This is a genomic window from Streptomyces sp. NPDC086554, from assembly GCF_040686095.1.
In the GTDB taxonomy this organism is placed as follows: Bacteria; Actinomycetota; Actinomycetes; order Streptomycetales; family Streptomycetaceae; genus Streptomyces.
In genome coordinates this window covers 169,920-184,280 of sequence record NZ_JBFBJK010000002.1, presented here as the reverse complement: position 1 = coordinate 184,280, position 14,361 = coordinate 169,920, and the positions used below count along the sequence as shown (strand labels likewise).

Genomic DNA, 14,361 nt, shown 5'->3' with positions numbered 1-14,361 from the left:
GCCAACTCGCAACTGATACCGGGGTATGTGGAGCTGATACCGCGGTAGGGGGCTGTGGGCTCTACTGCTCGCCGGGTGTGATGAGGCCGGACTCGTACGCGAAGATCACGGCCTGTGCGCGGTCGCGCAGGCCCAACTTGGAGAGGACCTTGCCGATATGGGTCTTCACCGTCTGCTCGGCGAGGACCAGGCGCTCGGCGATCTCCTGATTGGAAAGACCGCGCGCGATCAGCACCAGTACCTCGGTCTCACGCGGCGTCAGACCGTTCAGCCGCAGCGACTGGTCGTTCCGCGGACGCTGCTTGGCGAAGTCCGTGATCAGCCGCCGTGTCACCGACGGTGCGAGCAGCGCCTCCCCGGCCGCCACCACGCGGACCGCCGAGATCAGGTCGGCGGGCGGTGCGTCCTTGAGGAGGAAACCCGAGGCACCGGAGCGCAGCGCCTCGTACACGTAGTCGTCCACGTCGAACGTGGTGAGCATCAGCACCTTGGGAACGTGCACCACGCCGGGCGGAGGGTCCAACAGGGCGCGAGTGGCGGCCAGTCCGTCCATCTCCGGCATCCGGACATCCATCAGGACGACATCGGGATGGGTGCGGCGGCTGACGTCGACACCTTCCTTGCCATTGGGTGCCTCGCCCACGACGTCGATGTCGCTCTGCGCCGCGAGCAGCGCGGCGAAGCCGGCCCGCACCATGTTCTGGTCATCGACGATGATCACGCGGATGGTCATGCGGTGCCGGAGTCCTTCTTCAGGAGGGGGAGTTGGGCCGCAACGCGGTAGCCGCCGTCGGGCAGTGGCCCGGTGTCGACCGTGCCGCCGACCAACCGTACGCGCTCGCGCATGCCGACGAGTCCGTGTCCCGTGCCGCCGCCCTCCAACGGGCCGGGTGGATCGGTCGACGGGCCGTTGACGACGAGAATCAGCAGGTGTTCCTCGTCCAGGGTCAGGGTGATGGAGGTGCGCGCTCCCGGCGCGTGCCGCATCACGTTCGACAGGGCTTCCTGGACGATGCGGTACGCGGACAGGTCGACGGCCGGTGTCACATCGGCCAGCTGTGTGAGCAGGGACAGTTCGGGCCGGGACAGGTCGATCGGCAGGCCGGCGCGCACGGTCGCCTCCACCAGATGCGGCAGTCGGCTGAGCCCCGGCTGCGGGGCCCGCTCGCCCTGCGCGTCCTCACTGCGCAGCACCGCGAGCAGCCGCCGCATCTCGGTGAGGGATTCACGGGCGCTCGCCGCTATGCTCCCGAACTCCTCGCGGGCCGCCTCGGGAAGGCCGTCGAGGCGGTAGGGCGCGGAGTCCGCCTGCACCGTGATCACGGACATGTGGTGGGCCACGACATCGTGCAACTCCCTGGCGATACGCGCCCGTTCCTCGAGGAGGGTGCGCTGGGCGCGCTCGGCCTCGCTGATGGTCTCCTGCTCGACGAGTCTGCGCTGTGCGTCGCCGCGCTCCCGCAGCAGGGCGCCGAGCAGCAACGCGACACCGCTCAGCACGATCAGCAGCACGCTGGTGTCCTGGCTGCCGTCGTCGCGGAACGCGCCGAGGACAAGGCTCGTGACGACCGTGACCAGCCAGATGCCCAGGAGGGTGCGACGGCTCTCGCGCTGCGAGAGGACGAGGCACAGGACCACGTACGCCACGATGATCATGGCCGTCCAGGGGGCGGGGCGGTCCTGGCTCGCGGACATCGCGACGATCGCCCCGAGGACATCGGCGACGATCACGATGTACCAGGCGAGCATGGGGCGGCTGATCGCCAGCAGCAGGGGTGCGGACTGCGCGACGCCCAGGGCGCCGGCGAGGCCGCCGCCCACTCCGTAGTCGTTCGTGAGTACCTGAGCGGTGACCGGGATGAGTGCCGCGACGAACGCCAGCGCGATGATCAGGGGCAGCAGCCGCATCCAGCGCTGGGGAGCCCGCGCCAGCAGGGGCTCGGGCCCCCCTGCGGGCGTCGTGAAGAACACCCCGGCCCGTCCGAGCCCTTCGCGGACGCCCGCGGTCGTACGTCGAAGGGCGCCCCCGCGCCAGCCCGGCTCGGCGGCCGATGGGCGGGGATCCTGGTCCGGTGGTGTCGATGCGCTGCTCATGGCCTGCTCAGCGTAGGCATGAAGCACCTCGCCCGGCGTCGTACCGCGGAGCTGACCCGCACCTCATACCCAGGTACGAACAGAGCCCCCGGTCATACCGAGGTATGACCTGAGCCCCGCAGGCCCCATGATCCGTCGCCTCGCAGCTCCGACCCCGCAGCTCCCACCTCGCAAGGTCAGAGCTCCGCCAGCAGCTCGGCCTTCTTCGACGTGAACTCCTCGTCGGTCAGCAGCCCCGCCTGATGCAGCTCGCCGAGGTGCCGGATACGTTCCGCGATGTCCGCCGGATCGCGCCGGGTCACCGGGGCGGCAGCGCCGACCGTGCCGGGGGTCAGGGCCGGGCCCGATGTCCGGACCGCGGCGAGCACCGACGCCGCGAAGGGCAGCGACTCGTGCACCGGGCCGTAGCCGAGACCGAAGACGACGGCCGCGGGGTCCTGGTCCGCCTGCGCGGGCTGGGCGATCGGGGTCTCGCGGCGCAGCAGCCGCAGATGGCCCTCGAAGACCTCGGGAGAGCGCCACTCGACGCCGCTCAGGTCCGTGACCAGGAAGCTCTGGTCGCCGGCCTTCCACTTCGCGGACGAAGCGCCCGTCCAGAACCATCGGAAGGCCACCGATTTGCCGTCGAAGGACGCCTTGCCGTCGTACGCCTTGAACTGCAGCGGGGCCTCCGGCGCGGCGACCAGATAGCGATCCGGAGGACCGCAGTCGTCCGGGGTCAGCTGGGCCCGCAGCTCGTCCGCGTAGTACTCCGCGAGCGTCTCCCGCTCGGCGGGCAGCACAAGCCTGTACGGGTCGCAGCCGTCCTTGAGCTGACCCGCCGCCGCCTCCATCAGCGGATCCGCGCCCGGTCTCGGCACGGCGTGCAGGACGACCGTCCCGCGCTTGCCAGGAGTCAGTGTCACCGCTGCGATCGCCTCGTGCGGGATGCGGCGTTCACCGAGCGCCTGCAGGAGCTTCGGTGTGCGGATCCCCCGTTCGTAGCGGATGAGCACGGAGTCGGACTCGAACTCCCAGGCGGCATGAAATCCGGCCAGTACGTCACCCATGCGGCTCATCGTAGGCGGCACGCGCGCCTCCGTCCCTCCTGCGGCGGGCCGCTGTTTTGTCGATTTCTACGCGCGTCAGGCCGCTGTCGTGCCGGAAAAACCCTCTCGGCAGGCGTCATCCCCGTCCGCGCACCGCACGGAGCGGTACGAGCCAATGCCGATGTCGGCGAAGTTGCGGAGGCTCTCCGTGCCCGGTTCGAAGTACCCGGTGTGGCCGACCGCGCCCCTGGCGGACAGCACCCGCGCGCCGAAGTCACTTGAGACCGGGTCGGCCCCGTGGCCAAGGCTGCCGACCTCCATGTTCGGTACATCTGCGATCCAGTCGTCGCCGTCCCTAGTGGCCCAGACCCGGGCACCGGTGCCCAGCTGCGACGCCGAGTCGGCGCGCATTCCCGGGCTGCCCGCGACCGCGATGTCGGAGACGCGGGAAGGCAGGTCCCGGGCGGCGACCCCGCAGACCACCGAGCCGTAGCTGTGGCAGTACAGCGCGACGGGGGAGTGGCCGGGAAGCCCGCGCACCAAGGAGTTGAGCCGGACCGCGCCGTCCTCGGCGCGCATCGACGTCGCCGCGTCCACGCCGAGGCCGACGGGCGCGGTGTAGTCCGCCCAGGCGATCACGGCGGTACGCGCGCGTGGGCTCGCCGCCCGCTCCGCGCCGTACAGGGCCTTGGCCATGCCGACGGGCGCCGAGTACTTGCGGAACGTCCGCTCGAAGGTCAGCAGGTTGGTGTCCACACCGGGCACCACGACCGACACCCTGGACGCCTTGTCGAGGTCTCCGAAGACCTCGGCTATGCGCCCCGACCCCATCGGGTCGAAGGACAGGACCTGCCGCCCTGGGCGCATCATCACGCCGAACCGCTTCATCCTGCGCTCCGCCTCCTGCTGCCCGAGGGGAGAGAGGCGCTTGTCGTGCATGCGTCGCTGCTCGATCTTGCGGGCCTTGCCCAGCGCGATGTTGTTCGCGCGATATCGCAGCTCTACGGGGGCGCCGTTCATGTTGCCGACCGCCAGGGGATAGCGGGCGGCGAGCCGGGCGCGATCCTGCGCGTCGAGCGAGTCGAAGAAGTGGGCGAGCCTGCCAGCCGGGCCATCGGGGTCGGGCAGTGCCCGGCCGTTGATGTGCCCCCGCTCCCAGGCGGAGAGCGTGGCTTCGAGCGGCGACGCAGCGTGTCTGTGGTTGCGCACGGCGGTCCAGCCGGTCGTCGCCAGCATGACGAACACGACGGCGAGCGCGAGCAATGTGCGCCAGACGTTGAGTTGGGGAGAGGAGTCGAAGGAAGTCACTACGGAACAGCCTAGGAGAATCGTGATGCCTGCCGTGCACTGGGTGAGGCAGATCACGTTTCCTGTGGGGTAATTGAGGCAAAGCGGGCACGCATGGCGCGATTTCATCACGCTCCGTAGGTGGCGCGTGAGCGCAGCGCACTCGGGCGCACCTCTACGTAGGGTGCATGTAACTCTCACTCAACGTAGCGAAATGCTACGGAAGTTGATCGCGTCACGTGGGTTGCCCGGTCGCCCCATGCGTACGCGATCACTCCTTGCGCCAGTTCTCCGCCAGCGCAGGGCCCAGGTGGTCGAGATACGACTCCGTGAGCGCGCGGATCGATTCGACGCTGGTGTCCTCGCCGGCTCCCCACAGTTGACCGGTCACCCGCATCACCCCGCTGAACGCGGCCACCACCACCCGCGGTCGCGGGTCCTCGTCCATGTCGAGCCCTTCGCGCTCGGCGATCACGCGCGCGATCTCCTCCTCCATCTCGATGGAGCGGCGCAGGTGGACGGCGAGCAGGGAGGGGGTGGATTCGATCATCCGGTAGGTGCGCATGTGGAGTTCGACCGGGACGACCTCCTCGATGGACCGGCCCATCGCGTCCCAGGCGCCGATGACGGCCTCGCGCAGCGCGACGAATGGCGCTTCGTCGGCGGGCCGTTCGCGCAGCACCTCCACGAATCGCCGTTCCACCATCTCCTGTACGGCGAAGGCGGTCTCCTGCTTGTTGGTGAAGTACCGGAAGAACGTGCGCTGGGAGACGTCGACGGCCTCGGCGATCTCGTCGACGGTCGTCTCCTCGTACCCCTTGGTCGTGAAGAGCTCGAGCGCCGCACGCAGGAGCGCGTCACGGGTGCGCTGCTTCTTGCGCTCGCGCAGACCGGGCCGGGAGGGCCCGTCGGTCATGTCTCCGCACGCCTCGACCTGCGACTCCGCCGAGTCCGACGCTCGCTGCTCGGTCCTCACACTGTGGCCCTCTTCCTGCCCGTCCGCTCGGCCTCACCTTATCTGTGAGCGACGTGACAGTTACCGACTTGTGAATTGGTTTGTCAACTGTCAGCGACTGACATTAGCCTCGCGCACATGACTAGTCAGACCACCGTCGACAAGGCGGACAAGGCGCCGGAGCCCTCGTCCGCTCCGGCCGCGACCAAGGGCTTGCGTGGCCACCCTTGGCTGACGCTCTTCTCCGTCGCGATCGGCGTGATGATGGTCGCCCTGGACGGCACCATCGTGGCGATCGCCAACCCGGCCATCCAGAAGGATCTCGGCGCCTCGCTCGCGGACGTCCAGTGGATAACCAACGGCTACCTCCTCGCGCTGGCCGTCGCGCTCATCACGGCGGGCAAGCTCGGTGACCGCTTCGGCCACCGGCAGACCTTCCTCATCGGCGTCGTGGGCTTCGCCGCCGCCTCGGGGGCCATCGGCGTCTCCGGGAGCGTCTCCCTGGTGATCGCCTTCCGCGTGCTCCAGGGCCTCTTCGGCGCGCTGCTGATGCCGGCCGCCCTCGGCCTGCTGCGCGCCACGTTCCCCGCCGAGAAGCTGAACATGGCGATCGGCATCTGGGGCATGGTCATCGGAGCCTCCACCGCGGGCGGCCCGATCCTCGGCGGTGTGCTGGTCGAGCACGTCAGCTGGCAGTCGGTGTTCTTCATCAACGTGCCGGTCGGTGTCGTCGCGCTCGTCCTGGGCCTGGTGATCCTCAAGGACCACCGCGCGGAGAACGCGCCGAAGTCCTTCGACATCCCCGGCATCGTCCTGCTCTCGGGCGCGATGTTCTCCCTCATCTGGGCGCTCATCAAGGCCGGTGACGCCTGGGGCTGGGGCAGCGGCAAGACATGGGCCTTCCTGGGCGCGGCCGTCGTGCTCTTCGTGCTCTTCGCCGTGTGGGAGACCAAGGTCAAGGAGCCGCTCATCCCGCTGGGCCTGTTCCGCTCCGTGCCGCTCTCCGCAGGCACGGTGCTGATGGTGCTCATGGCCTTCGCCTTCATGGGCGGGCTGTTCTTCGTCACCTTCTATCTGCAGAACGTGCACGGGATGAGCCCGGTCGACAGCGGTCTGCACCTGCTGCCGCTGACGGCCATGATGATCGTCTCCTCGCCGATCGCCGGCGCGCTGATCACCAAGTTCGGGCCGCGGATCCCGCTGGTGGGCGGCATGGTGCTCACGGCCGTCGCGATGTTCGGCATGACGACCATGACCACGGAGACCGGCACGGCCGCGATGTCGCTCTGGTTCGCCCTGCTCGGCCTGGGCCTGGCCCCGGTCATGGTCGGCGCCACCGAGGTCATCGTGGGCAACGCCCCGCTGGAGCTCTCCGGCGTGGCGGGCGGCCTCCAGCAGGCCGGTATGCAGGTCGGCGGCAGCCTCGGCACGGCCGTCCTCGGTGCCGTGATGTCCAACAAGGTCAACTCCGACCTCGCGGGCAAGTGGAAGGACTCGGGCCTGCCGGACGCGCCGCCGCCGGGTCTCGACAAGGCGGCCGCGATCGGCGCCGTGCCCGAGCAGGTGGCCAAGGCCCCCGGCGTCAACGAAGGCGTGCTCGGCAGGATCACGGACGTCGTCCACGACACGTTCATGTCCGGCATGGGCCTGGCGTTCACCGTCGCCGGTGTCGTGTCGGTCATCGCGGCTCTGGTGGCCGTCCTGACCAAGCGCGGCTCCAACGCCGATGCGGGTGCCGGAGTCGGGCACATTTAGGTCATACGTCGCATACATCGAGCAGGTGGCTGTCCGGCGTTCGCGCATCAGGGAAAGCCCCTCAGGGTCCGCCTGGGGGGCTTTCGCCTATCTGGGTGACGCACATCCGTACCCCTTCCGACGGAGCGAGCGAGTGGGTCACAGTTCTGACAAGTGATCGACACGACACGGGAGTTGATTCAGATGCGTACGACCATGCCCGCGACCGTCTCCGCTGCTGCCGCCCTCGCCGCGGTGATCCTGACACCCGCACACGCGGGAGCCACGACGAGCGCCGCGCAAGCCGATTCCATGACACCGGCCAAGCGCGCCTGGGCCGCCGCGCCACCGACACTCGCCGGGTGCGGGCCAGGGGAGCTATGCCTCTGGGAGAAGGCGGACTTCCGGGGCGCTCGACAGGTGTACGACCTGTCCGAGATCGACATCGAGAGCTGCGTAGCGCTGCCGGAGGGGGGCAGCGCTGAAGCCCTCGCCAACCGCACCGGCCGGCCGGTCACCACCTACCAGTCGGCGGAGTGCGCCGAGACGGGCGAGTTCGACACCTATCCGGGCGGCGGCACCTGGACACCCGAATCGCCTTATCGCGTACGGGCCTTCAAGGTCTGGGAGAACTGACCGGGGGCACCTCACTCGTCAACGCCGCCACCTGCGCCCGCAGCGCCTGCACCTCCACCGTCAGCGCCTCGATCGCGGCTGTCTGGCGCCGCTCCTCGACATCGTCCCGGTCGAAACGAGCGATGAACCAGGCCGCGATGTTGGCGGTGACGACACCGAGGAGTGCTATGCCCGACAGCATCAGGCCGACCGCGAGTATCCGTCCGAGACCGGTCGTGGGCGCGTGATCGCCGTAGCCGACGGTGGTCATCGTGGTGAAGGACCACCACACCGCGTCGCCAAGGGTCTTGATGTTGCCGTCCGGTGACTCCCGCTCCACCGAAAGGACAGCCAGTGAACCGAACATGAGGAGGCCCACCACAGCGCCGGCGACATACGTCGTCAGCTGAATCTGCGACGCCATCCGGGCTCGCCGTCCCACCAGCAGCAGAGTCGAGACAAGCCGCAGCAGCCGCAGTGGCTGCAGCATCGGGAGGATGACAGCACACAGGTCGAGCCAGTGGGAGCGGACGAACTGCTTGCGGTGGTCGGTGAGGTAGAGACGTATGAGGTAGTCGGCGGCGAACGAGCCCCAGACGATCCACTCCACCACGGTGCAGGTCTTCGACACGGCTCTGCTCGCGTCGGGCGCCACGATGGGCACGGCGTAGGCGACGGCGAAGGCCACCGCGAGCGCGAGGAGCGGACGCTGGGTGCGTCGCTCCCAGCGGAGTTGTGCGGTCGACTGCTTCATGGGCGCTTCCATGCGGGCATCGTAGGAAACGCCGAGGGGCGACGGAGCCCGTGGTCCGCCGCCCCTTGCTCAAGGCGTGTGCTATCTGGACGCGTGCCGGCCAGGCACGTGTCAGGCGTCGCCCCCGGCGGCACCCGGGTCCGCGGCCGTCACATCGAGCAGCTGGTAGCGGTCGATGGCCTGCTTCAGTACGGAGCGGTCGAGCTTGCCCTCGCGGGCCAGCTCGGTCAGCACGGCGACCACGATCGACTGCGCGTCGATGTGGAAGAAGCGGCGGGCGGCACCGCGGGTGTCCGCGAAGCCGAAGCCGTCCGCGCCGAGCGACTGGTACGTGCCGGGAACCCAGCGCGAGATCTGGTCGGGGACGCTCCGCATCCAGTCGGAGACGGCCACGAACGGGCCCTGGGCGCCGGAGAGCTTCTGCGTCACGTACGGGGTGCGCTGCTCCTCCTCGGGGTGCAGGAGGTTGTGGCGCTCCACCTCGACCGCCTCGCGGCGCAGTTCGTTCCAGGAGGTCGCCGACCAGACGTCCGCCTTGACGTTCCACTCCGAAGCGAGGATCTGCTGGGCCTCGACCGCCCACGGCACCGCGACACCGGAGGCGAGGATCTGTGCCGGGATGGCTCCCTGCTCGCCTGCCTTGAAGCGGTAGACGCCCTTGAGGATGCCGTCGACATCCACATCGGCGGGCTCGGCCGGGTGCTGGATCGGCTCGTTGTAGACGGTGAGGTAGTAGAAGACGTCCTCGCTGTCGGGGCCGTACATCCGGCGCAGGCCGTCCTTGACGATGTGCGCGATCTCGTAACCGAAGGCCGGGTCGTAGGCGACACAGCCCGGGTTGGTCGAGGCGAGCAACTGCGAGTGGCCGTCCGCGTGCTGGAGGCCCTCGCCGGTCAGGGTCGTACGGCCGGCGGTGGCGCCCAGGACGAAGCCGCGGGCCAACTGGTCGGCCATCTGCCAGAACTGGTCGCCGGTGCGCTGGAAACCGAACATCGAGTAGAAGACGTACACGGGGATCAGCGGTTCGCCGTGTGTGGCGTAGGCCGAACCCGCGGCGATGAGGGACGCCGTGCAGCCTGCCTCCGAGATGCCGTCGTGCAGCATCTGGCCCGTGGGCGACTCCTTGTACGCGAGGAGGAGTTCGCGGTCCACGGCCTCGTACTGCTGGCCGAGCGGGTTGTAGATCTTCGCGCTCGGGAAGAAGGCGTCCATGCCGAAGGTGCGGTACTCATCGGGGGCGATCAGCACGAAGCGCTTGCCGATCTCCTTGTCCCGCATGAGGTCCTTCAGGATGCGGACGAACGCCATGGTGGTAGCGATCGACTGCTGGCCCGAACCCTTCTTCGCGGTCGCGTACGTCTTGTCCTCGGGGAGCTGGAGAGGCTTCGAGCGGACCACGCGGGTCGGGACGTAGCCGCCGAGACCCTGGCGGCGGTCGTGCATGTACTGGATCTCTTCGGAGTCACGGCCCGGGTGGTAGTACGGCGGGGCGCCGCCCTCCAGCTCCTTGTCCGTGATCGGGATGTGCAGACGGTCGCGGAAGCCCTTGAGGTCGTCGGCCGTCAGCTTCTTCATCTGGTGGGTGGCGTTGCGGCCCTCGAAGTTCGGGCCGAGGGTCCAGCCCTTGACCGTCTGCGCCAGGATCACGGTCGGCTGGCCCTTGTGGGCCTTGGCCGCCGCGTACGCCGCGTAGACCTTCTTGTGGTCGTGGCCGCCGCGGCCCAGGTGCAGGATCTGCTCGTCGGTCATGTTCTCGACCATCGCGCGCAGCCGGTGGTCGCCACCGAAGAAGTGGTCGCGGATGTACGCGCCGGTCTCGGTCGCGTACGTCTGGAACTGGCCGTCGGGCGTCGTGTTCAGCTTGTTGACCAGGATGCCGTCGCGGTCCTGGGCGAGCAGCGGGTCCCAACTGCGGTCCCAGACCAGCTTGATGACGTTCCACCCGGCGCCGCGGAACTGCGACTCCAGCTCCTGGATGATCTTGCCGTTGCCGCGCACCGGGCCGTCGAGGCGCTGGAGGTTGCAGTTGACGACGAAGGTCAGGTTGTCCAGGCCCTCGCGGGCGGCGATGGAGAGCTGGCCGAGGGACTCGGGCTCGTCCATCTCGCCGTCGCCGAGGTAGGCCCATACGTGGGACTTGGAGGTGTCGGCGATGCCGCGCGCCTCCATGTAGCGGTTCATCCGCGCCTGGAAGATCGCGCCGAGCGGGCCGAGGCCCATGGAGACCGTCGGGAACTCCCAGAAGTCCGGCATCAGGCGGGGGTGCGGATACGACGACAGGCCGTAGGGAGCCTTCGACTTCTCCTGGCGGAACGCGTCGAGCTGCTGCTCGGAGAGCCGGTCGAGGAGGAACGCGCGGGCGTAGATACCGGGGGACGCGTGCCCCTGGAAGAAGATCTGGTCGCCGCCGTCGCCCTCGTCCTTGCCGCGGAAGAAGTGGTTGAAGCCCACGTCGTAGAGCGAGGCCGACGAGGCGAAGGTGGCGATGTGGCCGCCGACCCCGATGCCGGGGCGCTGGGCGCGCGAGACCATCACCGCGGCGTTCCAGCGGGTCGCGTTCAGGACCTTGCGCTCGATCTCCTCGTTGCCGGGGAAGAAAGGCTCGTCCTTGGTGGCGATCGTGTTGACGTAGTCCGTGCTGCGCATCTCGGGCACGGCGACGCGCTTCTCGCGCGCGCGTTCGATCAGCCGGAGCATCAGGTAGCGGGCCCGCTCGCGGCCGCGTTCGTCGACCGCGGCATCGAGGGAGTCGAGCCACTCCTGGGTCTCTTCGGGATCGAAGTCCGGGACCTGACTCGGCAGGCCGCCAATGATGATCGGGTTGCGATCGGATCCGGAAGCCACGCTGTTCCTTCGCTGTTGGGGCTTTCGCCTGGGTTCTGCCTGGCTGTGAGACGTTCCCCATCGTGTACCGCGTGGGCGGAATCGTCATCTCTACTGAGAGGTAACCGAGAGGTCCGCGCGGTGGCCCTGGGGTAGGCTCGGCCAAATCGCAACGATACGCCCATCCTGCCTAGTCGCTTCGTAAGGTCGTTCGGACGTCAGTCCCCATCGGCCCGCATCAGAGCCGTACGAGCGAAGTACGCGCCAAGATCGAGCGAAGAAGGATCTGGCAGATGGGTCTTGAGTTGCGGCGACACGGCCGGGAACGTCACCGTTTCAGCGGTCTTGACGGCCGGGTACTTGCGCGATCCGTCCCGCCCGTGTGGACTACGGCCAACGCCCCGCGCACGCGCGTGGCTGAAGGCATACCCAAAAACATGATCAGGAGGCAATCCGTGAGCGCGACCGCGGACCACGCGGAGACGAACCTTGCCGTAAGGCTTGGTTTCCAGCCCGAACAGGTGGTCCAGGAGATCGGCTACGACGACGACGTCGATCAGGAGCTCCGCGAGGTCATCGAAGAGACCATCGGCTCCGAGCTCGTCGACGAGGACTACGACGACGTGGCTGATGCCGTGGTGCTCTGGTTCCGTGAGGACGACGGGGACCTGACTGATGCGCTGGTGGATGCCATCGCGTACATGGAGGAGGGCGGCCACATCCTGCTGCTGACTCCGAAGACCGGTCGGGAGGGTTACGTCGAGCCGAGTGACATCGGTGAGGCGGCCACCACCGCGGGTCTGTCCCAGACCAAGAGCATCAACGCAGGCAAGGACTGGAGCGGCAGCCGCCTGCTCACTCCGAAGGCGGCAGCCAAGAAGCGCTAGCCACTCGCGCGAGCCGCGACCCCAGCAGAGACCGCTGTGAGGCCCTCGTCGACATCTGTCGGCGGGGGCCTCACGCATGCGTGAGGTGAACGTCCGATGTACGTGTGCGGCGGGGGACCGATGCGCCCAAAGGGGCGCAGACCGGCGGACGTAGGGTGGGTGTCACCCGAACAGCCCCACCGGAGGGGCACCGTCGAAGGGATGCGTACTCATGGCGCTCGCTGGAATCGCGACCGGCACCAAGGCCCCGGACTTCGAGCTGAAGGACAACCACGGCAGGACCGTGCGGCTCTCGGACTTCCGCGGCGAGAAGAACGTGGTCCTGCTCTTCTACCCGTTCGCGTTCACCGGCGTCTGCACCGGCGAGCTCTGCGCCCTCCGTGACGAGCTGCCGAAGTTCGTCAACGACGACACGCAGCTGCTCGCCGTCTCGAACGACTCCATGCACACGCTGCGGGTATTCGCCGAACAGGAGGGCCTGGAGTACCCCCTGCTCTCCGACTTCTGGCCGCACGGCGAGGCCTCGCGCGCGTACGAGGTCTTCGACGAGGAGAAGGGCTGCGCGGTGCGTGGCACCTTCATCATCGACAAGGAGGGCGTGGTGCGCTGGACTGTCGTCAACGGCCTGCCGGACGCCCGCGACCTCAACGAGTACGTCAAGGCGCTCGACACCCTGTGATTCCGGGCGCCCCTGGGTTTTCTCAGGGGTGACACCCTGTGATTCTTCAGGTGCAGAGCCTGTGGCGGCCGGGAACCGGTCACTAGGATCCACTCGTTGATCCGATGGCAAAGCACGACTGGGGCTCCCCGCCCCTGGACATCTATTGGGAGGACTTGTGGGAGTCAGCCTCAGCAAGGGCGGCAACGTATCGCTGAGCAAGGAGGCGCCCGGCCTGACCGCTGTTCTGATCGGTCTGGGCTGGGACGTCCGCACCACGACGGGTACGGACTTCGACCTCGACGCCAGCGCGATCCTGACCAACGCCGAGGGCAAGGTCAGCAGCGACGGAAACTTCGTGTTCTTCAACAACCTGAAGAGCCCGGACGGATCCGTCGAGCACACCGGTGACAACACCACCGGTGAGGGCGAGGGCGACGACGAGGCGATCAAGGTCGACCTGGCCGCTGTCCCGGCCGACGTGGACAAGATCGTCTTCCCGGTCTCGATCTACGAGGCCGAGTCCCGCCAGCAGTCGTTCGGCCAGGTCCGCAACGCGTTCATCCGCGTCGTGAACCAGGCGGGCGGCGCGGAGATCGCGCGGTACGACCTCTCCGAGGACGCCTCGACGGAGACGGCGATGGTCTTCGGCGAGCTGTACCGCAACGGCGCGGAGTGGAAGTTCCGTGCCGTGGGCCAGGGTTACGCCTCGGGCCTGCGCGGCATCGCGCAGGACTTCGGCGTCAACGTCTGAGCCGAGTAACACCCTCCGCCTTGCCGTCCGGCGCCGCACACCACCCGTGCGGCGCCGGACGTGCTCGGCATCTCTTGCTCAACTGCTCAACTCCCGCTCCCACAACAGGGGAGTCCTGGGAACTCTTGCTCTCGAACCACGGGGAGGACCACATCATGGGCGTCACGCTCGCCAAGGGAGGCAATGTCTCCCTCTCCAAGGCCGCACCGAACCTCACACAGGTCCTGGTCGGACTCGGCTGGGACGCGCGCTCCACCACCGGCGCGCCCTTCGACCTCGACGCCAGCGCGCTGATGTGCAACTCGGGCCGGGTTCTCGGCGACGAGTGGTTCGTCTTCTACAACAACCTGAAGAGCCCGGACGGCTCTGTCGAGCACACCGGCGACAACCTCACGGGTGAGGGGGAGGGGGACGACGAGTCGCTCCTGATCGACCTCTCGAAGGTTCCCGCCGACGTGGACAAGATCGTCTTCCCCGTCTCGATCCATGACGCGGACAACCGCGGGCAGACCTTCGGCCAGGTCAGCAACGCTTTCATCCGCGTGGTCAACCAGGCGGACCTCCAGGAGCTCGCGCGCTACGACCTCAGCGAGGACGCCTCCACGGAGACCGCGATGATCTTCGGCGAGGTGTACCGGTACGGCGGTGAATGGAAGTTCCGAGCCGTTGGGCAGGGGTACGCGTCGGGTCTGCGGGGCATCGCTCTAGACTTCGGGGTCAATGTTTCGTAAAGCCGGGGACCGGCGCGGGGGAGACCGCTAAACGGGAGCCC

Annotated in this window: 13 protein-coding genes; 6 read left to right on the top strand and 7 right to left on the bottom strand. The window is 68.3% G+C overall.

What is annotated here, in order from left to right; translation table 11 throughout:
• Positions 1-61: 61 nt before the first annotated feature.
• The 5 genes from AB0O76_RS03480 to AB0O76_RS03460 all read right to left on the bottom strand — a co-directional run bounded on the left by AB0O76_RS03480 (position 62) and on the right by AB0O76_RS03460 (position 5,325).
• The gene (locus tag AB0O76_RS03480; RefSeq protein ID WP_365484853.1) at positions 62-733 is read right to left on the bottom strand and encodes a response regulator transcription factor; all 672 of its coding nucleotides are present in this window, start codon (positions 731-733) and stop codon (positions 62-64) included.
• Complete coding sequence (locus AB0O76_RS03475) at positions 730-2,094, bottom strand: histidine kinase (protein ID WP_365484850.1); 1,365 nt, start codon at positions 2,092-2,094, stop codon at positions 730-732. The genes AB0O76_RS03480 and AB0O76_RS03475 overlap by 4 nt, the downstream gene beginning before the upstream one ends.
• A 176-nt stretch (positions 2,095-2,270) precedes the next feature.
• Positions 2,271-3,152, bottom strand: a complete 882-nt coding sequence (locus tag AB0O76_RS03470) for a DUF4429 domain-containing protein (RefSeq protein WP_365485540.1) — start codon at positions 3,150-3,152, stop codon at positions 2,271-2,273.
• A 66-nt stretch (positions 3,153-3,218) separates the two neighbouring features.
• Positions 3,219-4,430, bottom strand: a complete 1,212-nt coding sequence (locus AB0O76_RS03465; protein WP_365484847.1) for an alpha/beta hydrolase — start codon at positions 4,428-4,430, stop codon at positions 3,219-3,221.
• Between the two features lie 250 nt (positions 4,431-4,680).
• Positions 4,681-5,325 (bottom strand): TetR family transcriptional regulator, encoded by a 645-nt coding sequence (locus AB0O76_RS03460; RefSeq protein WP_365485538.1) that lies wholly within the window; start codon positions 5,323-5,325, stop codon positions 4,681-4,683.
• Positions 5,326-5,502: 177 nt separating this feature from the next.
• Between AB0O76_RS03460 and AB0O76_RS03455 the strand changes: the two genes are divergently transcribed.
• Positions 5,503-7,119: an MFS transporter gene (locus AB0O76_RS03455; protein WP_365484844.1), complete on the top strand. Its 1,617-nt coding sequence runs from the start codon at positions 5,503-5,505 to the stop codon at positions 7,117-7,119.
• 195 nt (positions 7,120-7,314) lie between these two features.
• A complete protein-coding gene (locus AB0O76_RS03450; RefSeq protein WP_365485536.1) occupies positions 7,315-7,734 on the top strand; it encodes a peptidase inhibitor family I36 protein in 420 nt (139 codons plus the stop codon).
• On the opposite strand, the gene AB0O76_RS03445 is transcribed toward AB0O76_RS03450, so the two are convergent.
• Positions 7,715-8,467, bottom strand: coding sequence for a potassium channel family protein (locus AB0O76_RS03445; RefSeq protein WP_365485534.1), 753 nt, complete (start codon positions 8,465-8,467; stop codon positions 7,715-7,717). The two genes, AB0O76_RS03450 and AB0O76_RS03445, sit on opposite strands and share 20 nt — an antisense overlap.
• A gap of 111 nt (positions 8,468-8,578) precedes the next feature.
• Positions 8,579-11,311 (bottom strand): pyruvate dehydrogenase (acetyl-transferring), homodimeric type, encoded by a 2,733-nt coding sequence (gene aceE, locus AB0O76_RS03440; RefSeq protein ID WP_360762589.1) that lies wholly within the window; start codon positions 11,309-11,311, stop codon positions 8,579-8,581.
• Positions 11,312-11,745: 434 nt separating this feature from the next.
• Here aceE and AB0O76_RS03435 point away from each other — a divergent pair, with 434 nt between their 5' ends.
• From AB0O76_RS03435 to AB0O76_RS03420, 4 genes are all read left to right on the top strand, one after another.
• Complete coding sequence (locus AB0O76_RS03435; RefSeq protein ID WP_266867444.1) at positions 11,746-12,177, top strand: DUF3052 domain-containing protein; 432 nt, start codon at positions 11,746-11,748, stop codon at positions 12,175-12,177.
• A gap of 211 nt (positions 12,178-12,388) precedes the next feature.
• Positions 12,389-12,856, top strand: coding sequence for a peroxiredoxin (locus AB0O76_RS03430; protein ID WP_365484838.1), 468 nt, complete (start codon positions 12,389-12,391; stop codon positions 12,854-12,856).
• A gap of 157 nt (positions 12,857-13,013) precedes the next feature.
• Positions 13,014-13,589, top strand: a complete 576-nt coding sequence (locus AB0O76_RS03425) for a TerD family protein (RefSeq protein ID WP_135330821.1) — start codon at positions 13,014-13,016, stop codon at positions 13,587-13,589.
• 155 nt (positions 13,590-13,744) lie between these two features.
• Positions 13,745-14,320: a TerD family protein gene (locus AB0O76_RS03420; RefSeq protein ID WP_365485532.1), complete on the top strand. Its 576-nt coding sequence runs from the start codon at positions 13,745-13,747 to the stop codon at positions 14,318-14,320.
• The last annotated feature ends 41 nt before the right edge of the window (positions 14,321-14,361 follow it).